The organism is Neisseriaceae bacterium CLB008 (genome assembly GCA_041228285.1).
Classification (GTDB): domain Bacteria; phylum Pseudomonadota; class Gammaproteobacteria; order Burkholderiales; family Neisseriaceae; genus JAGNPU01.
On the sequence record CP166133.1, the window covers coordinates 2,908,344 to 2,925,409 of the forward strand.

Here is a 17,066-nt window from a genome sequence, read left to right on the forward strand (position 1 = left end):
CATTATATCAACAAAAGTGTTTCGTTGATAGTCTGATGACTTAAATCAAGCGTTTAGATCTTTTCGACCTGAACAAAATCTAATTCAACCGGCGTTTCACGACCGAAAATTTGCACCGATACGCGCAATTTATTTCGCTCGTAATTCACTTCATCAACCGTGCCATTGAAGTCAGCAAAGGGGCCTTCGTTCACGCGAACTTTTTCACCCACTTCAAATTCAACCTTAGGCTTGGGTTTTTCCACGCCGGTTTGAATTTGTTGCATAATTGCATCAACTTCACGTTGAGAGATTGGCAACGGACGATTACCCGTACCGCCAATGAAGCCGCTCACGCGTGGCGTAGACTTCACCAAATGCCATGACTCATCAGTCATTTCCATCTCAACCAATACATAACCGGGGAAAAACTTGCGCTCACTAATGGTGCGACGACCATTTTTCATGTCAACGACTTCTTCAACAGGCACCAAGATCTTGCCGAACAAGTCACCCATTTCTTCACGGGCAATCCGTTCCAATAATGTTTTTTGCACGTTCTTTTCGAAACCCGAATACGCGTGCACAACATACCAGCGCTTAGCCATGGCTTTATCTCCTACCTAAAATAACATCGTAAAACAACCACGAAATGGCCCAGTCGGCGACCCAAATAAACATGGCTAAGACCATCACAAAGGCGATCACGAACATCGTGAGTTTGATGGCTTCATTTCGTTCAGGCCACACTACTTTCTTCACCTCGGTAATCGAGTCGCGCACGTACTGCGTCAAACGACGACCTACTGAACACCAGAAGAACACAATGACCACTGCCAACACCACCCCAACAACGGGCATCAAGGCGCGAACGAATATCGGCAAGGTCGGTAAGGCATAAAAACCAACCACACCTAAAATCACCAAAACCGCGGCCAACAGCAATTTCACCTTATCGGCGCGTTGGCTTTTTTTCGCTTCTTCAGCGGCTTTCAGTTTCAATGCTTCTTTTGATTGTGATTTGCTTTTTGCTACCAAATCATTTGCTGACTTATTAGACATACATCACCCTTATGATGATACAGAAAAAAGACTAACCAGCACATGGCCGATTAGTCTTTGTTTTTGGCAGGCCAGGAGGGCTTCGAACCCCCAACCCTCGGTTTTGGAGACCGATACTCTACCAATTGAGCTACTGGCCTAAACTTTTAATTATGCAATGATGCTGGCAACAACACCTGCACCAACGGTACGACCACCTTCACGAATGGCAAAACGTAGACCGTCTTCCATCGCAATAGGGGCAATCAATTCTACAGTCACGCCAACGTTTTCGCCTGGCATAACCATTTCAACGCCTTCACCTAAAGTAACCGCGCCGGTTACGTCAGTAGTACGGAAGTAGAACTGTGGACGGTAGTTAGCAAAGAATGGGGTGTGACGACCGCCCTCTTCTTTAGACAACACGTACACTTCAGCAGCAAACTTGGTGTGAGGCGTAATAGTACCTGGCTTGGCCAAAACTTGACCGCGATCCACGTCTTCACGTTTGGTACCACGTAGCAATACACCTACGTTGTCGCCGGCTTGACCTTGATCCAACAACTTACGGAACATTTCAACGCCAGTACAAGTGGTTTTAGCAGTGTCTTTCAAGCCAACGATTTCTAGCTCGTCACCCACGTTTACAATACCACGTTCGATACGACCAGTCACTACAGTACCACGGCCAGAAATTGAGAACACGTCTTCAATTGGCAATAGGAATGGCTTGTCTACAGCACGTTCTGGAGTAGGAATGTAAGCATCTAATTGGTCAGCCAAAGCAAAAATTGCTGGCTCGCCGATGTCAGATTGGTCACCTTCCAAAGCTTTAAGTGCAGAACCTTTAACAACAGGAATGTCGTCGCCAGGGAAGTCGTAGCTAGACAATAGCTCACGGATTTCCATTTCAACCAATTCCAACAACTCTTCGTCGTCAACCATGTCGCATTTGTTCATGAATACGATGATGTAAGGAACGCCAACTTGACGAGCCAACAAGATGTGTTCACGAGTTTGTGGCATAGGGCCGTCAGCTGCTGAACATACCAAGATCGCGCCGTCCATTTGAGCTGCACCGGTAATCATGTTTTTAACATAGTCGGCGTGACCTGGACAGTCTACGTGAGCGTAGTGGCGAGTATCAGTTTCGTATTCAACGTGTGAAGTGCTAATGGTAATACCACGGGCTTTTTCTTCAGGAGCGTTGTCAATTTGATCGTAAGCGCGTGCAGCACCACCGAATTTTTTAGACAAAATTGTGGTCAATGCAGCAGTTAGAGTGGTTTTACCATGGTCAACGTGACCGATGGTGCCAACGTTTACGTGCGGTTTATTCCGCTCGAATTTTTCTTTAGCCATGGCAATTTCCTAAGCTTATCTGTTGAGAATATTAAAAACAAAAGTGAAACTAGGTATTTATGGTGCCCATGGACAGAATTGAACTGTCGGCCTCTCCCTTACCAAGGGAGTGCTCTACCCCTGAGCTACATGGGCGGGGTATCTTGGAGCGGGTGAAGGGAATCGAACCCTCGTCGTAAGCTTGGAAGGCTTCTGCTCTACCATTGAGCTACACCCGCGATTCGATTCTATTCTTAAAACTGCCCCAAGACAGTATTTGGTGGAGGGAGAAGGATTCGAACCTTCGAAGCTCACGCAGCAGATTTACAGTCTGCCCCCTTTGGCCGCTCGGGAATCCCTCCGTTAAGAGTGCGAGATATTAAGCAATATCCTGAATTTCGTCAAGTAAAAATCTACACTTTTTTACAAATACTTTCTAATTAACTGATTCACCTGTTAATTTATTTGACTCGTCTTACTTGTCGGCCGTGATCTGCTCGTACTTGGCCTGTAGCTCAGCTTCGGTTTCATCGTGCTCAGGGTCGATTAAAATGCAATCTACTGGGCAAACTTGCTGACATTGTGGCTCATCATAGTGGCCAACACACTGGGTACATAGGTGAGGATGGATTTCATAAATCTCATCGCCTTGGTAAATGGCTTCGTTGGGGCACTCTGGCTCACATACGTCGCAGTTAATGCATTCGTCGGTAATGAATAAGGACATAGTGTTTCCTTAGCGGTACATCTTGTTGTTAATATAACCCGCAATTTTGGCACCTTATCGGCACTTAATCAAGTATTAATATCCCACAGCAAGCGGCCAACGGCTTGTTTTTTTGTTCAAAATCAAAGCATTCATGCCATCAACATTCAGCTTCTGTGCTTTCTGAAACAGAGTAAACACTCAGCACTTGCTTGCTTTGCCCTGCGCTGGCCTGCCGCACTTCGCTCAAATAGTCTGGCAGCGCTGGCAATCGTGCCGCCTCAATATAGACATAGGCATCAGGGGCGAGGCTAGCTTGCAACAGCGGCCACAGACTAGCCCAATCATCAAATTCAAACGGCGGATCCAGCAGCACCACATTAAACGGCTGACGGTTACTGCGTAAAAAACCATAGGCCTCGCCAATGTAAACCTGTACATCAGCCGAGGTCCAGCCTAGCTTATCAATGTTCTGGCGAAGCACGCCAGCCACCTGGCGGCTCTTCTCAACCAAGACGACGGGGTCAGCACCGCGCGACTTAGCCTCTAGCCCCAGTGCGCCGCTGCCGGCGTAGAGGTCCAACACGGCATCCCCGTTTAAGGTCTGGCCTAACCAGTTAAACAATGTTTCTCTGACTCTGTCTGGCGTGGGCCTTAAGCCCTCACTGCTGGGGAATTCTATGATGCGGCGCTTGTGGCTGCCGCCGATGATGCGTACTTGATTGTTTCTTTGCTTGTGGCTCTGTTTACTCATAAGGTCCTACTGAGGCATGAAGAAACCCGCTGCGGAGGGTGCATGCGGGTTTGTGGGGGTATCAACGATTACGGCTTGGCGGTTTTATCCAGTTGCCGTCTGGAGAATTGAATGCCTAGCTGCTTGAGCTTGCGGTATAAATGCGTGCGCTCTAGGCCTACTCGCAGCGCAACCTTACTCATATTGCCCTTTTCTTGACCAATATGGTACTCAAAATAACGGCGCTCTAGCTGTTCGCGTAGCTCACGTAGCGGCAAGTCAAAGTCAAAGCCGGTGGCTTCACTGGGCTTGCCCTGACGGAACTGCTGCAACACCGTATTGATTTCTGGCGTATCCACCGTATCGCTCTCAGCGGTCAAGGCCAGGCTCTTAATCACGCCTTTGAGCTGCTCTAAGTTACCGGGCCAATCGTATTGACGCAGGGCGTTGATTGCCGACGTGGTGAATTTAATTTGCGGAATCTGCTTACTCTCCACCAGCTCGGTGATGATTTGCTCGGTCAAAAAGACGATGTCTTCAGAATGCTCCCGTAGCGGTGGCACCGGCACAATCACGCTCGACAAGGCCGTTAACAGCCGGTTATCGCACTCTGGGTCGACCAATAGGTCTTGCAAGGGGCGGCTACAGGCGCAGATTAAGCGCACGTTAAAGCGATCCAGCTTAGACAACAAGAACATTAAGCCTTGCTGAATGCGGCGGCTAAACTGGCCGATGTCGCCCAGATAGAGCACGCCACTATTGGCCTGTTGCAATAGCTCTAGCGGTGCATCTAGGATTTGCTCTGGTTTGGTTGGGGTCACCCAAGGCGTATTGGGCTGATGGAAATAGCGCGCCACCAGTTCAAAGCCAGAACCTGGCTCACCCGAGATCAATACCGGTGATTTAACCTTAGCCACGCGCTCGAGCTGGCGATTCAGTTCTTGAATCGGCTCGCTCTTGCCTAACTTATCCAGAGACAAGGTCGTGGCCGCCTGCATTTCGCCATATTTAAGCGCTCGTTGTACGGTGCTTAACAGCTTTTGCAGGGCAATGGGTTTTTCTAGGAAATCAAAAGCGCCGATGCGCGTTGCCTCTACGGCAGTGTCGATGCTGGCGTGACCGCTCATCATCACCACAGGCATGTTAAGTTGGCCAGACTTGCCCCACTCTTTTAACAGAGTGACGCCATCACAGTCGGGCATCCAAATGTCTAATAAGACCAAAGCAGGTCGTGTTTGATTGCGCAAATTACGGGCCACTTCTGCATTTTCTGCAAGTGTGACGGTATACCCTTCGTCTTGTAATATTTCAGACAATAGGTCACGAATGCCTACTTCATCATCCACAATTAAAATATCACTACTACGCATTATGCCTCCACTAGTGGCAGGGTTATTTTAACGAGCGCACCTGTTGGCTCTTGATTAGTCAAAGTAATCGTTCCTTGGTGTTCATCGATGATTTTTTTCACCACTGAAAGCCCTAAGCCCGTTCCGCTGGGCTTATCGGTGATGTAAGGTTCAAATGCTCGCCTTAACACATCCTGACTAAAACGTTTCCCGTTGTTCTCAATCTCTAGAATAGCAAATTTTTCTTGAATACTGCTTTTAATTTGTATTACAGGGACTGCTTCATCCTCTGCAGCTTCGATGGCATTCTTCAGTAAGTTGTGTAAAACCTGCCGCAGCATGCCGCTGTCTGCATTAATTATTATGGGTATATTACTCAGTTCTGGTGTAATTGTACAAGCAGCACCTTCATAAAGCGTCAAAACTTCGCGAATCATTTCATTCATATCAAGCTTATGCAGCTTAATCGACGGGGCTTTGGCATAGTTTCTGAACGCCTCAACCATGCTTTTTAGGGCGCTGACCTGCTTCACAATGGTGTCGGTCGAACGCTTCAGCATGCCGGCGTCTTTTTCATCTAGCTTATCGCTTAACTTCATGGCTAAACGCTCGGCTGAGAGCTGAATCGGCGTCAGCGGGTTACGAATCTCGTGCGCCAGACGTTTGGCCACTTCGCCCCAGGCGGCGTCTTTTTGGGCTTTAACCAGCTCAGTCACATCGTCGAACACCAATACCATACCGCCACCGTCTTCTGGTGCCAAGGGCGTGAGCTTGGCCAACACGATTTGGGCGCGATCGCCCTGTACATAGTCTAACTGTACCGCATTTCGGGGTTGTTCATTGGCTAATATTTCATGCACCATCGACGTCAACTGCAAAGTCAGCTCGTCTTGCTGCGGCCACTCATGCCAAGGTTTATCCAATAAGGGGGTAAACGACAAGCCTAAAATTTCTTCGGCACTGCGGTTAAAGGCTCGCAGATAGCCATTGGTGCTGAAGGCCAGCACCCCGGCGGTGAGGCTGGCCAATACCGTTTCTAAATAGGTTTTGGCGGCTTCTTGGCGCCGACGGTTGGTTTCAGCCACTTCATTAGCGTTTTGCAGCTGCTCCGTCATGCGGTTAAACATGCTGGATAAAGTACCGAATTCATCGGAGCGAAACACCGGGCTACGCTTGGTAAAATCACCGCGGGCCACGGCCTTAGTCGCCGCTGCCAAGGCCAATAAAGGCGCAGTAAAGCGCTGTGAAAAGAACAGTGCGCCCACTAAGGCCAGCATGATGGACAACAGCGTCGCCATCACCAGCGTAATCATGTAAAACGTCTGTAAGCCTTCTTTAGCAAACGTCATCTCGGCGTATTTCGAGCGTGCAGCCTCAATCAATAAGGCATCTTGGGCCACTTTTTCCGGCACCAAAGCCCTCACCAACAAGGCATAGCTCTTCTGTTCGGCATTCGGAATGGACAGCCACACTTCTGAGTATAGCTGCTTACCCAAACTATTGGTGCGGGTTTGCGGCTGATCAAGGGTGAGCTTGGCCAAATCGGCAATCGTCACCGCAGGATAGGTAAGGTTTTTGGCCTGACGCGGCTGTACGTTGCGCTCACCGAGGCGCTGCTGAGCGCCTAAGTCATAAACGGCCACCTGACCGAGATTTTTTAATAAAGGCTCTGGCAGGCCGTCTAAAGCGGCCTGAAAATCATGTTGAAAGGCATAGTTGCTGATGAGCTGAATCTGCACATGGACGGCATCCTTCACCGTTTCATCGAGGGCAAACTCAAGGGCGGCTTTACTTAGATTTAAGCTACGATCTAAAGCCACTTCGGTTTCATCGCCAAACCAAGACTCAATACTGTGGGAAATAAACTGGGCCGAGACGGCAAACAATAAAATACTCGGGATGATCGCCACTAGGGCAAACATAAAAGACAGCTTGCGCGCAAGCTTAGCGCCAAACACGCGATTTTGATGGTTTTTATGCAGCGTCCACACCTGCTTACCCACCACGGCCGCTAAAGCCAGCAGCAAAACGCCATCGGCAATCAGAATCCACCAAAAATATTCTGACAGTTTACTGGTATTGCCTGTGGCTACCGCTAATATATACAGCGACAGCACCGAAGCGGCCGCCAACACGATCAAAATATAACGCACAGGTTAGGACTCCTTACTTAGATTCAGGGTCACCCAACCACTGTCTAGCTTCCACGTCGATGACGTGATGGCGTTGATTTGAAACGGTTTAGGCAAATCGCTAATGCTCAGCGACAGCCTCACCGCCGCCGACACATCGCGCACCGGATAGCCATTTAAGGTGCCATTACTAAGGACGCGCCAGTTGGCGATGGCGCCAATGCTTTGTACGGCCTCGTCTAAGGTGGCATAGTCGGTTGCCAAGGTACCCATGATGACCTTATAGCGATTGGTCAGGGGGTGGTAGCTCAGCTTATAGTTAAGGCCAGCATGGGAACTGAATAGATTACTGAGTTTCAGCTTATAAGCCTGATAACTTGGTGCATTAAGCTGATACTCTAGCCTAAAATTCAGCGCCACCCCTTGATTCAGCGATTCGATTAAGGGCTGCGGCAACTGGGTAGAAAACCGGGTACTGACCAACATCTGACCACTCTTGGCAATCGTACCTTTAGCGCGCACAACGCCAATATCCTCGGCCATTGCGGGTAAGGTAACCAGCAATAGGACGAGGCCTAAGAGGCAAGCTTTAATGCTTCTGTAAAAGTGCGTAATAAAAGCCATCATGTCGATCATTAGGTAAAAAAACATGCTGTTTTCTTAAGCGTGCGTCACTGTGGCGCGCCAAAAAGGCTTCTATTTGCTGCTCATTCTCTTCGATAAAGAGCGAGCAAGTCGCCATCAGCATACGGCCATTGGGCTTGAGCACAGACCACAGCTGATCCAGCAGATTAATCTGCTGTTTGGCTACTTTATGAGCATCTTTAGCTTGGCGCAACCATTTAATATCGGGGTGACGACGCACGACACCGGACGCGGTACAAGGCACATCGGCCAGAATCGCATCAAACGGTTCTCCAGCATACCATGCGTCTAAGTCTTGTGCATCCGCACACACCAGTTTGGCCTCAAAGCCTAGGCGCGTGACGTTTTGCGCCACCCGCGCCAGACGGCGCTCGTCGATGTCGATCGCCGTCAGATCGCACTCGGCCCACTCTAATAAATGGCCGGTTTTACCGCCAGGGGCAGCACAGGCGTCGAGTACCCGCTCGCCATGCTGTGGATTGAGTAAAATGGCCGCTTGTTGGGCACCAAAGTCTTGCACGGACACCCAGCCTTCAAAAAAGTGCGGCAGCTCATCCACGCGCACGGGCTTGAGCAGCTTCAAACCGTGGTCGCCCAAAATCTTAGACTCGATGCCGGCTTCAGCCAATAAGGCCTGATACTGAGCCGCGTCGGCATGATGCTTGTTGACGCGCAGCGTCATCGGCGGATGCGACTGGTTGGCCTGTAAAATATTGTGCCAATGCTTGGGGTAATGGGTTTTCATATAGCTCACCCACCACAAAGGATGGTTGTGCTTGGCCAACTCATTGCGCTGCATTTTGGCGTCGAGGTTTTTTTGTTCGCGTAAGAAATTACGCAATACGCCATTCACCAAGCCTTTGAAATTACCTTTGGCCAAGTGGCTGGCCACTTCAACGGCTTCATTCACCACAGCATGGGTGGCGTTCTTCGAGTAATTCAGCTGATACAGCGCCACCAATAGCAGGGCTTCGATTTCTGGCGCCGGCAGCTGCTTGGCCACCAATTGGCGCAGATAAAACTTCAATGAGCCTAAATAGCGTTGGCAGCCATAGGCGATGTCCTGCAGTGCACCGCGCTCTTGGGCGCTCAAATCAGGATGCATGCTCATGATGCGTTGTAAGACATCGGTGAGGTTTTGTCCTGCTTCTACGGCCATCACGGTATCGGTGGCGAGGCGTTGTACGGTCACCATACTCATGCGCCCACCTCCTGACCCAATACGCTGCCCAGCGCAATCGGCTTGCCGGCCAAATAGGCACTCATGGCCAGACGTTTACTGCCCGCCACCTGCCATTCGGTAATCAATAGACTGCCCTCACCCGTTCCAACCAGTAGTCCCTCAGGACCAGCGGCCAACACCTCGCCAGCAGGGCCATCGGTTGGCTGCGGGCTGGCGGCCCACACTTTCACGTTGACGCCGTCAAACACCGTCCACGCAGTTGGCACAGGATTAAAGGCGCGGATTTTACGGTCGATCATAACGGCGCTTTCGGTCCACACAATTTGGGCTTCAGCCTTGCTTAATTTGTGCGCATAAGTGATGCCTTCTTCCGGCTGCGGCACCGCCACGCGGGCCTCAAGATCGGTCAAAGTCGCCACAATAGCCTCAGCACCTAAAGCCGTCAGCCGGTCGTGGACGCTCAAGCCTGTGTCGGTGGCGCTGATGTCGGTGCGTACCGTGTGCAGCACATCGCCCGTATCAAGGCCGGCGGCCATTTGCATGATGCACACGCCGGTTTCGGCGTCGCCCGCTTCAATCGCGCGCTGTATCGGCGCTGCACCACGCCAGCGCGGCAAGAGTGACGCATGAATATTCAAACAGCCCAAACGCGGGATGTCCAACACCGCCTGGGGCAATATCAAGCCATAGGCTGCAACCACCATGACATCCGCCGCTTCGGCAGCAATCACCTGCTGGTCGGCCGCCTCTTTTAGGTTCAACGGCTGAAACACGGGAAGGCCTAAGGCCTCTGCTGCCTGTTTGACGGCACTGGCTTGAGCCTTCATACCGCGTCCTTTCGGGCGATCAGGCTGAGTCAACACCAAGGAAACGGTGTGGCCAGCAGCCACAATGGCTTGAAGCGCCGCCGCAGCGAAATCGGGGGTTCCTGCAAAAATAATCTTCATGTGTTTTGGGTCTTTTGATGAGTCTATTGGCTTACGCCATTTGTTTGGTGCGTTTTTTCAATTTGGTCTTGATACGGTTTTGCTTCATCTCAGAGAGGTATTCCACAAACACCTTACCCGCCAGATGGTCCAGTTCGTGCTGAATGCAAATCGCCAATAGGCCGTCGGCCTTCAGCTCAAACGGCTTGCCTTCAGCATCTAAGGCGCGCACGGTCACGGCTTCGGCACGGGTCACGGTGTCGTAAACGCCCGGCACCGAGAGGCAGCCTTCTTCATAAGTGGTTTGGCCTGATTGGGCCACAATTTCTGGATTAATCAACACCAATAGCTGGTTTTTTTCTTCCGACAGGTCCATCACCACCACGCGCTCATGCACGTTTACTTGGGTGGCAGCCAGGCCAATGCCGGCGGCGTCATACATGGTTTCAGCCATATCACTTACCAGTTTTTTGATGCGAGCATCTACCTCGGCCACGGGTTTGGCCACGGTGTGTAGGCGCTCATCTGGGTAGCGCAAAATGTCTAATAGTGCCATGTGCTTACTTTCCTGTTTATGCAGTCATTATGGGGGCGTACGTGGTCAGGCGACGCTCAGGCGCCGCTGTTTTCAGAGGCCACGGACGTCCCATTATAAATTATAAACTTAGGCAATGGCTATTTAGTGTGAAGAGGCCGTGCGATCGACCACCTCAGTCTAGGCATGAACTAAGGTGGCCAACACAATCATGGCTTACTGAGCGGTGTAACCACCATCCACCAAGAGGGTAGTGCCGTTCACGAATGAAGCCGCATCGCTGGCCAAAAATAAGACGGCGCTGGCAACTTCTTCAGGCCGACCAAGGCGGCCTTGCGGGTGTAGGTCGATCAGCGCCTGCCGATCCGCACCCTTAATCGCCTGCAGCAGCGGCGTGTCAATATAGCCTGGGCAAATGGCGTTGATGCGGATGCCCTGAGCGGCATAATCGATGGCCAAGGTTTGGGTTAAGAGCTTCACGGCGCCTTTGGCTGCGCTGTAAGCCGTTACCCCCGCCTTACCCACGAAGCTATGGATGGATCCGCAATTGACGATGGCGCCGCCGTTGGCCTGCTGAACCATTTGTGCAATGACATATTTATTCGACAAAAACACGCCGTTAAGATTCACGTCGATGACTCTTTGCCAATCGGCATAGCTGATGGCGGTAATTGCCCCGCCCGAGCCGATGCCGGCATTGGCAAACAAAACATCAATGCGCCCAAACTGAGCCACCGTCGTTGCCACCATGTTTTGCGTATCTGCTTCACTGGTGACGTCTACTTGAATGAACAGCGCTTCATGCCCTTGAGCCACCAAATCAGCCACCACGGCTGCGCCGGCGGCGGCAAAATCCGCAATCACCACTTTAGCGCCCGCTTGGGCAAACGCTAGGGCTGTCGCCTTACCGATGCCGCTAGAACCCCCGGTCACAATCACTACCTGATCCTGAAACTGTTGCTGCGTCATGCTGTGCTCCTTTTCTGAAATAGTTGGCCCTGCTGATTCATTAGGCCGAGTCATTTATTCATTTTTCATGCTTTATAATGCGCTTAAGTCAGTTAAAAAACAACCGGCTAGGCCACCTCTATATCAACCCAATATCAAATATGCCATAATCATAATTTATTATTTACCTATATATAAGGTGTCGCCATGCCTTCCCACTCAGAACTCACACTATGGCTGCGCGTCAGCCTCACGCCTTTTTTAGGCCCCGTGGCTTTTCATGCCCTCAGAACCGCGTTTGGCAGCATGGCGGCGATTCTGGCCGCACCGCCACAGGCATTACTGCCCTATCTGGGCGCCCAGCATCGGCACCAGATCGCCGCTGGCTTGGCCCACGGCGCCAGCGACGGTGCCGTTCAGGCCGCCCTCGACTGGCTGGCGGCCGACCCACGCCGCGCCATCCTCACCTTAATCGACCCTCGCTACCCGCCGGCCCTGACGCATGACCCAATGCCCTCCCCCACGCTGTTTGCCGAAGGAGATTTAGCCAGCCTACAGCCACCCGCCATCGCCTTAGTCGGCAGCCGTCGCCCCACGCCTCAAGGCCGCGATAATGCCCATCGCTTTGCCCTGGCCCTAGCCGAATTGGACTTAACCGTGGTGTCCGGCTTTGCCGCCGGCATCGACACCGCCGCGCATGAAGGCGCGCTCGCAGCCAATGGCCGCACCATTGCAGTTTTGGGGACGGGCATCGATCGCGTCTACCCCGCCCACAACCGTCGCTTGGTCGCGCCCATCTGTGAACGGGGCCTGCTGCTATCGGAATATCCTCTAGGCACAGCACCGCTGCCGGCCAACTTTCCGCGCCGAAATCGTTTAATCGCCAGCCTTAGCCTAGCCACTTTAGTGGTTGAAGCCAGGCGCCATTCTGGTTCTTTAATCACCGCACGGCTCGCCGCCGAACTCAATCGAGAAGTCATGGCCATCCCCGGATCCATCCACAACCCTGAAGCCAGCGGCTGTCACTATTTACTCAAGCAAGGCGCGGCCTTAGTTGAAAACATCGCCGACCTTTTAGCTGAGCTGCCCTTGTTTTTTACACCATCATCGCCATCTATAGCCTCAGCTCAGCCCACTCCCTCAATCACGGCGGCCATGGCCGAACTGGCCGGCGACGCCCTACTCATTTTAAACGCCATGGGTTTTGATCCCATCCATCCAGACGCGCTGACACAAAAGCTTGGCATTCCTGCCGCAGATGTGTATGCTCAATTGCTGCAATTAGAGTTATCAGGTATCGTCCACCCCATAGCAGGTGGTCGCTTTCAAAGACTTTCCTGAAAATACAACTCATTAAGAGAATATAATATGTTTGAAGTGTTTACTTTTTTAATCGAAAACTTCCAGGATTTGGCCGACTGTCCGCCGCGGGACGATTTGGGTGCCTACCTTGAGCACGCTGGTTTTGATCAAGTAGACATCGCAGAAGCATTAGATTGGCTTGATCGCCTGCGCCAGCCCCAAGTCTTTGATTACCCCGCTCTGGCCCTCAGCCACGGCATGCGCGTGTACACCGTGGAAGAACATGCCTATCTACCCGACGAGGTATGGGGCTTAATGCAGTTCTTGGAAACCGAACAGGCCATCAACGCCCTACAGCGCGAAATCATCATCGACGCGCTGATGCAGCTGCCGCATGATGAAGTAACCCCTAAAAATACCAAAATGCTCACGCTCATCGTGCTGTGGGCGCAAGAATCGGAACTACCGGTCCTGATTGGTGACGAACTATTAGCCGCCATTCAGGGCGAACCTACCATGCAATAACGTTTGATTGTCCTTTTAGGACAATCTTTTTATATCGGTTACAGAGTATATGTCTAAAAACTTATTAATTGTCGAGTCGCCTTCTAAGGCCAAAACATTAAAAAAATACTTGGGCAGTGACTTTGAAGTCTTGGCTTCATATGGTCACGTCCGCGACTTGGTGCCCAAAACGGGCGCTGTGGATCCTGACAACGATTTCAAAATGAAATATCAATTAGTCAGCCGCAACAGCAAACACGTTGACGCCATCGTCAGCGCCGCCAAAGAAGCTGAAAACCTCTATCTGGCGACTGACCCGGATAGGGAGGGTGAGGCCATTTCATGGCACCTACAAGAAATCATCGGCAGTAAAAAGAATCTCAAGCATTTAAAACCGTTGCGCGTGGTGTTCCACGAAGTGACCAAAAACGCAGTGCTCGAAGCCATCGCTAACCCACGCGAGCTATCGCTAGACCTAGTCGACGCCCAGCAGGCGCGCCGCGCCTTAGATTACTTGGTGGGCTTTAACCTATCGCCACTACTGTGGAAAAAAATACGCCGTGGCCTGTCTGCGGGTCGGGTCCAAAGCCCAGCGCTACGTTTAATCTGCGAGCGTGAAAACGAAATCAAGGCGTTTGAAACCCAAGAATATTGGTCGATGCATTTCGACAGTCACAAAGGCCGCCAAAAATTCACCGCCAAACTGACCCACTTTAAAGGCGATAAGCTAGATCAGTTTGCCATGGGCAATGAAGGCGCGCAGCAAGCCGTACTAGACCAGCTCACCGGCAAAGAAGCCGTGGTCAGCACCATTGAAAAGAAAAAACGCACCCGTAATCCAGCCGCACCGTTTACCACTTCGACCCTGCAACAAGAGGGCGTGCGCAAACTAGGCATGACCACCGACCGCACCATGCGTACCGCTCAACAGCTATACGAAGGGATTGACGTGGGCCAAGGCGCCACTGGTTTGATCACCTATATGCGTACCGACTCGGTGACCTTAGCGGCAGAAGCCCTAACGGAAATTCGCCATTACATCGAAAACAAGATGGACGGTGATTATTTACCCAAAACCCCGAATACCTATAAAACCCGCTCGCAAAATGCACAAGAGGCCCACGAGGCGATTCGCCCCACTTCTGTGTATCGTACGCCTGAAGCGGTGAAGCCCTTCTTAACCGCCGACCAGTTCCGCCTGTATCAAATGATTTGGAAGCGCACCGTGGCCAGCCAAATGGCCAAAGCCAAATTTGACACCACCAGCGTCGACATCAATATGGGCGACGGCGTGTTCCGCGTAACCGGCCAAGTGATGACGTTTGCCGGTTTCTTGGCGGTGTATGAAGAAGACGTAGACGACAGTGCGGACAAAGAAGATCAGGCCAAACTACCTGTACTCAACGAAGGCGACGTTTTACCGGTAGACAAACTCTACGGCGAACAGCACTTTACCCAGCCGCCACCGCGCTTCTCTGAAGCTTCGCTAGTGAAATCCTTAGAAGAATTTGGCATTGGCCGCCCGTCGACCTACGCCAGCATTATTTCGACCCTGAAAGACCGTGAATACGTCACCGTTGATCAAAAGCGCTTCTTGCCCACCGACACGGGCGATATCGTGAATAAATTCCTGACCGAACATTTTGGTCAATACGTGGACTATAATTTTACCGCTAAACTGGAAAACCAGCTGGATGAAATTGCCAAGGGTGAGCGTCAGTGGATCCCCGTCATGGCGAAATTCTGGGACGGTTTTCACAAGCAGGTCAAAGAAAAAGAAGACATTCCACGTGCCGAAATCACCACCGAAATGTTGGAAGAGGTGTGCCCTAAATGTAATGCACACCCACTGATGATTCGCTTTGGTAAGCGCGGCCGCTTCATTGGCTGCTCAGGCTACCCTGAATGTGACTACACTCGTGACGTCAACGCCACCGCCGAAGAAGCAGCGAAAGAAGCCGAAGAACCCACCGTGGTGGAAGGCCGTACCTGCCCGAAATGTGACAGCGAACTGGTGTACAAAAAAGGCCGTTACGGTAAGTTTATTGGCTGCAGCAACTACCCTAAATGCAAACACATTGAGCCTTTAGAGAAGCCCAAAGACACCGGCATTGACTGTCCTGAATGTAAAAAAGGCCATTTAATCGAGCGTAAAAGCCGCTACGGCAAGCTGTTCTACAGCTGCGAAACCTATCCGACGTGTAAATACGCCACCTGGAATCCGCCGATTGAAGAACCTTGTCCACAGTGCGCTTGGCCAATTTTGACCATCAAAACCACTAAGCGCCGCGGCACTGAGAAAGTTTGTCCGCAAAAAGAATGTGGCTACGCCGAGCAGATCGAGCCGCCTGAAGGCAAAAAGGAAGAAGAAGCCTAAAGCTTTTTCCACACAAAACCAGAGCGCCCACAGCCCTCTGGTTTTTTTACGCATTCAGGCCCATAATCTTGATACAGTCGGCGGCCACTATTCGGCCTTTTGTTAACCATTGCCCCCACCATAGACGTTTACCATGATCGACAATATTTCTTCTTTGCAAGACGCCCAAACCATCATCATCAAGGTGGGCTCAAGCCTAGTCACCAATGAAGGTGAAGGCGTAGACCTCGTGGCCCTGAACAATTGGGCCGCCCAAATCGCCGCCCTTAAGCATATGGGTAAAAAAGTGGTGTTGGTGTCCAGCGGTGCCATTGCCGAGGGCCTCAAACGCCTGAACTGGCAGGTTCGCCCCAAGGCCATTAATGAACTACAGGCCGCCGCCGCCGTCGGCCAAATGGGCTTGGCCCAGGCCTATGAGCAGGTATTTTCCAAACAGGGCATACAGACTGCCCAAATTTTGCTCACCCACGAAGACCTGGCCGACCGCACCCGTTATTTAAACGCCAAAAGCACCTTAAAAACGCTGCTCGACCTCAACATCTTGCCCATCATCAACGAAAACGACACCGTCACCACCACCGAGATCAAGCTGGGCGACAACGACACTCTAGGTGCCTTGGTGACCAATCTATTAGAAGCCGATGCACTGGTGATTTTGACCGACCAAGTAGGGCTTTTTGACGCAGATCCGCGTAAAAACCCAGCGGCTAAATTCATCAGCCACGCCCAAGCGGGCCTGCCAGAACTAGAACAAATGGCCGGCGGGGCAGGTTCTAGCGTGGGCACTGGCGGCATGTATACCAAAATCATCGCCGCCAAACGCGCCGCCGTCAGCGGCGCCGCCACCGTAATTGCGTCTGGCCACGAGGCCAATGTGTTGGTACGGCTGGCCCAAGGCGAAGCCATCGGCACCTTCTTAAGCCCCAGTAAAACCCGCCTGAATGCTCGCCAGCAGTGGCTCATGAGCCATCTACACGTATCAGGCCAAATCAACATTGATCAGGGCGCGGCCTTAGCCTTAATTCAGAAACATTCCAGCCTGCTGCCCATCGGCAGCGTGAGCGTGAGCGGTGATTTCTTACGCGGTGAGGTCATCGCCATCTTGAACCCCAGCGGCGAAGAAATTGCCCGAGGCTTAGTCAACTACAGCGCCCAAGAAGTACGCAAGCTGTGCCGCACGCCGTCGCATCAGATCGAAGCCAAGCTTGGGTATCGAGCCGAAGAAGAGCTGGTTCACCGCGACAACTTAGTCATGCGCCTAGCCTATCGCGCTGATTAAGCTAGGCTGAAACGGATTTGTGACACCCTCAGAGCACACGAGCACGAGTTTGTCACAATACCGTCACATAAAGTGGTTAAGCTAAC

Annotated in this window: 16 protein-coding genes and 4 tRNA genes; 4 read left to right on the forward strand and 16 right to left on the reverse strand. The window is 51.6% G+C overall.

What is annotated here, in order from left to right; genetic code table 11:
* Nucleotides 1-53: 53 nt before the first annotated feature.
* The 16 genes from nusG to AB8Q18_13520 form a co-directional block, all read right to left on the reverse strand.
* A complete protein-coding gene (gene nusG / locus AB8Q18_13445; protein ID XDZ51165.1) occupies nucleotides 54-587 on the reverse strand; it encodes a transcription termination/antitermination protein NusG in 534 nt (177 codons plus the stop codon).
* Between the two features lie 4 nt (nucleotides 588-591).
* Nucleotides 592-1,041, reverse strand: a complete 450-nt coding sequence (gene secE, locus AB8Q18_13450) for a preprotein translocase subunit SecE (protein XDZ51166.1) — start codon at nucleotides 1,039-1,041, stop codon at nucleotides 592-594.
* Between the two features lie 64 nt (nucleotides 1,042-1,105).
* Nucleotides 1,106-1,181 (reverse strand) — tRNA-Trp (locus AB8Q18_13455).
* A 10-nt stretch (nucleotides 1,182-1,191) separates the two neighbouring features.
* Nucleotides 1,192-2,382, reverse strand: coding sequence for an elongation factor Tu (gene tuf / locus AB8Q18_13460; protein XDZ51167.1), 1,191 nt, complete (start codon nucleotides 2,380-2,382; stop codon nucleotides 1,192-1,194).
* A 60-nt stretch (nucleotides 2,383-2,442) separates the two neighbouring features.
* Nucleotides 2,443-2,517 (reverse strand) — tRNA-Thr (locus tag AB8Q18_13465).
* Between the two features lie 9 nt (nucleotides 2,518-2,526).
* A tRNA-Gly gene (locus AB8Q18_13470) sits at nucleotides 2,527-2,600 on the reverse strand.
* A 39-nt stretch (nucleotides 2,601-2,639) separates the two neighbouring features.
* Nucleotides 2,640-2,723, reverse strand: a tRNA-Tyr gene (locus tag AB8Q18_13475).
* A 113-nt stretch (nucleotides 2,724-2,836) separates the two neighbouring features.
* The gene (locus tag AB8Q18_13480; GenBank protein XDZ51168.1) at nucleotides 2,837-3,088 is read right to left on the reverse strand and encodes a YfhL family 4Fe-4S dicluster ferredoxin; all 252 of its coding nucleotides are present in this window, start codon (nucleotides 3,086-3,088) and stop codon (nucleotides 2,837-2,839) included.
* Between the two features lie 139 nt (nucleotides 3,089-3,227).
* Nucleotides 3,228-3,821 carry a 16S rRNA (guanine(966)-N(2))-methyltransferase RsmD gene (gene rsmD, locus AB8Q18_13485; GenBank protein ID XDZ51169.1) on the reverse strand — a complete coding sequence of 198 codons (594 nt, stop codon included), beginning with the start codon at nucleotides 3,819-3,821 and terminating at the stop codon, nucleotides 3,228-3,230.
* Nucleotides 3,822-3,889: 68 nt separating this feature from the next.
* The gene (locus AB8Q18_13490; protein XDZ51170.1) at nucleotides 3,890-5,170 is read right to left on the reverse strand and encodes a sigma-54-dependent transcriptional regulator; all 1,281 of its coding nucleotides are present in this window, start codon (nucleotides 5,168-5,170) and stop codon (nucleotides 3,890-3,892) included.
* The gene (locus AB8Q18_13495; protein XDZ51171.1) at nucleotides 5,170-7,302 is read right to left on the reverse strand and encodes an ATP-binding protein; all 2,133 of its coding nucleotides are present in this window, start codon (nucleotides 7,300-7,302) and stop codon (nucleotides 5,170-5,172) included. Before AB8Q18_13495 ends, AB8Q18_13490 begins: the two co-directional genes overlap by 1 nt.
* Before the next feature lie 3 nt (nucleotides 7,303-7,305).
* Nucleotides 7,306-7,905, reverse strand: coding sequence for a DUF4390 domain-containing protein (locus tag AB8Q18_13500; GenBank protein XDZ52939.1), 600 nt, complete (start codon nucleotides 7,903-7,905; stop codon nucleotides 7,306-7,308).
* Nucleotides 7,871-9,127, reverse strand: a complete 1,257-nt coding sequence (gene rsmB, locus AB8Q18_13505) for a 16S rRNA (cytosine(967)-C(5))-methyltransferase RsmB (GenBank protein ID XDZ51172.1) — start codon at nucleotides 9,125-9,127, stop codon at nucleotides 7,871-7,873. The genes AB8Q18_13500 and rsmB overlap by 35 nt, the downstream gene beginning before the upstream one ends.
* Nucleotides 9,124-10,056 (reverse strand): methionyl-tRNA formyltransferase, encoded by a 933-nt coding sequence (fmt, locus tag AB8Q18_13510; protein ID XDZ51173.1) that lies wholly within the window; start codon nucleotides 10,054-10,056, stop codon nucleotides 9,124-9,126. Before fmt ends, rsmB begins: the two co-directional genes overlap by 4 nt.
* A gap of 31 nt (nucleotides 10,057-10,087) precedes the next feature.
* Nucleotides 10,088-10,591 carry a peptide deformylase gene (gene def, locus AB8Q18_13515; protein XDZ51174.1) on the reverse strand — a complete coding sequence of 168 codons (504 nt, stop codon included), beginning with the start codon at nucleotides 10,589-10,591 and terminating at the stop codon, nucleotides 10,088-10,090.
* Nucleotides 10,592-10,786: 195 nt separating this feature from the next.
* Nucleotides 10,787-11,539: an SDR family NAD(P)-dependent oxidoreductase gene (locus tag AB8Q18_13520; protein XDZ51175.1), complete on the reverse strand. Its 753-nt coding sequence runs from the start codon at nucleotides 11,537-11,539 to the stop codon at nucleotides 10,787-10,789.
* A 186-nt stretch (nucleotides 11,540-11,725) separates the two neighbouring features.
* Here AB8Q18_13520 and dprA point away from each other — a divergent pair, with 186 nt between their 5' ends.
* From dprA to proB, 4 genes are all read left to right on the forward strand, one after another.
* Complete coding sequence (gene dprA / locus AB8Q18_13525; GenBank protein XDZ51176.1) at nucleotides 11,726-12,859, forward strand: DNA-processing protein DprA; 1,134 nt, start codon at nucleotides 11,726-11,728, stop codon at nucleotides 12,857-12,859.
* 27 nt (nucleotides 12,860-12,886) lie between these two features.
* Nucleotides 12,887-13,345, forward strand: coding sequence for a DUF494 family protein (locus AB8Q18_13530; protein ID XDZ51177.1), 459 nt, complete (start codon nucleotides 12,887-12,889; stop codon nucleotides 13,343-13,345).
* Nucleotides 13,346-13,394: 49 nt separating this feature from the next.
* The gene (topA, locus tag AB8Q18_13535; GenBank protein XDZ51178.1) at nucleotides 13,395-15,701 is read left to right on the forward strand and encodes a type I DNA topoisomerase; all 2,307 of its coding nucleotides are present in this window, start codon (nucleotides 13,395-13,397) and stop codon (nucleotides 15,699-15,701) included.
* A 133-nt stretch (nucleotides 15,702-15,834) separates the two neighbouring features.
* Complete coding sequence (gene proB, locus AB8Q18_13540) at nucleotides 15,835-16,980, forward strand: glutamate 5-kinase (GenBank protein ID XDZ51179.1); 1,146 nt, start codon at nucleotides 15,835-15,837, stop codon at nucleotides 16,978-16,980.
* The last annotated feature ends 86 nt before the right edge of the window (nucleotides 16,981-17,066 follow it).

Coding starts and splice junctions, on each gene's coding strand:
- nusG (XDZ51165.1), bottom strand. CDS start 587: ATGGCTAAGCGCTGGTATGTTGTGCACGCGTATTCGGGTTTCGAAAAG.
- secE (XDZ51166.1), bottom strand. CDS start 1,041: ATGTCTAATAAGTCAGCAAATGATTTGGTAGCAAAAAGCAAATCACAA.
- tuf (XDZ51167.1), bottom strand. CDS start 2,382: ATGGCTAAAGAAAAATTCGAGCGGAATAAACCGCACGTAAACGTTGGC.
- AB8Q18_13480 (XDZ51168.1), bottom strand. CDS start 3,088: ATGTCCTTATTCATTACCGACGAATGCATTAACTGCGACGTATGTGAG.
- rsmD (XDZ51169.1), bottom strand. CDS start 3,821: ATGAGTAAACAGAGCCACAAGCAAAGAAACAATCAAGTACGCATCATC.
- AB8Q18_13490 (XDZ51170.1), bottom strand. CDS start 5,170: ATGCGTAGTAGTGATATTTTAATTGTGGATGATGAAGTAGGCATTCGT.
- AB8Q18_13500 (XDZ52939.1), bottom strand. CDS start 7,905: ATGGCTTTTATTACGCACTTTTACAGAAGCATTAAAGCTTGCCTCTTA.
- rsmB (XDZ51172.1), bottom strand. CDS start 9,127: ATGAGTATGGTGACCGTACAACGCCTCGCCACCGATACCGTGATGGCC.
- fmt (XDZ51173.1), bottom strand. CDS start 10,056: ATGAAGATTATTTTTGCAGGAACCCCCGATTTCGCTGCGGCGGCGCTT.
- def (XDZ51174.1), bottom strand. CDS start 10,591: ATGGCACTATTAGACATTTTGCGCTACCCAGATGAGCGCCTACACACC.
- AB8Q18_13520 (XDZ51175.1), bottom strand. CDS start 11,539: ATGACGCAGCAACAGTTTCAGGATCAGGTAGTGATTGTGACCGGGGGT.
- dprA (XDZ51176.1), top strand. CDS start 11,726: ATGCCTTCCCACTCAGAACTCACACTATGGCTGCGCGTCAGCCTCACG.
- AB8Q18_13530 (XDZ51177.1), top strand. CDS start 12,887: ATGTTTGAAGTGTTTACTTTTTTAATCGAAAACTTCCAGGATTTGGCC.
- topA (XDZ51178.1), top strand. CDS start 13,395: ATGTCTAAAAACTTATTAATTGTCGAGTCGCCTTCTAAGGCCAAAACA.
- proB (XDZ51179.1), top strand. CDS start 15,835: ATGATCGACAATATTTCTTCTTTGCAAGACGCCCAAACCATCATCATC.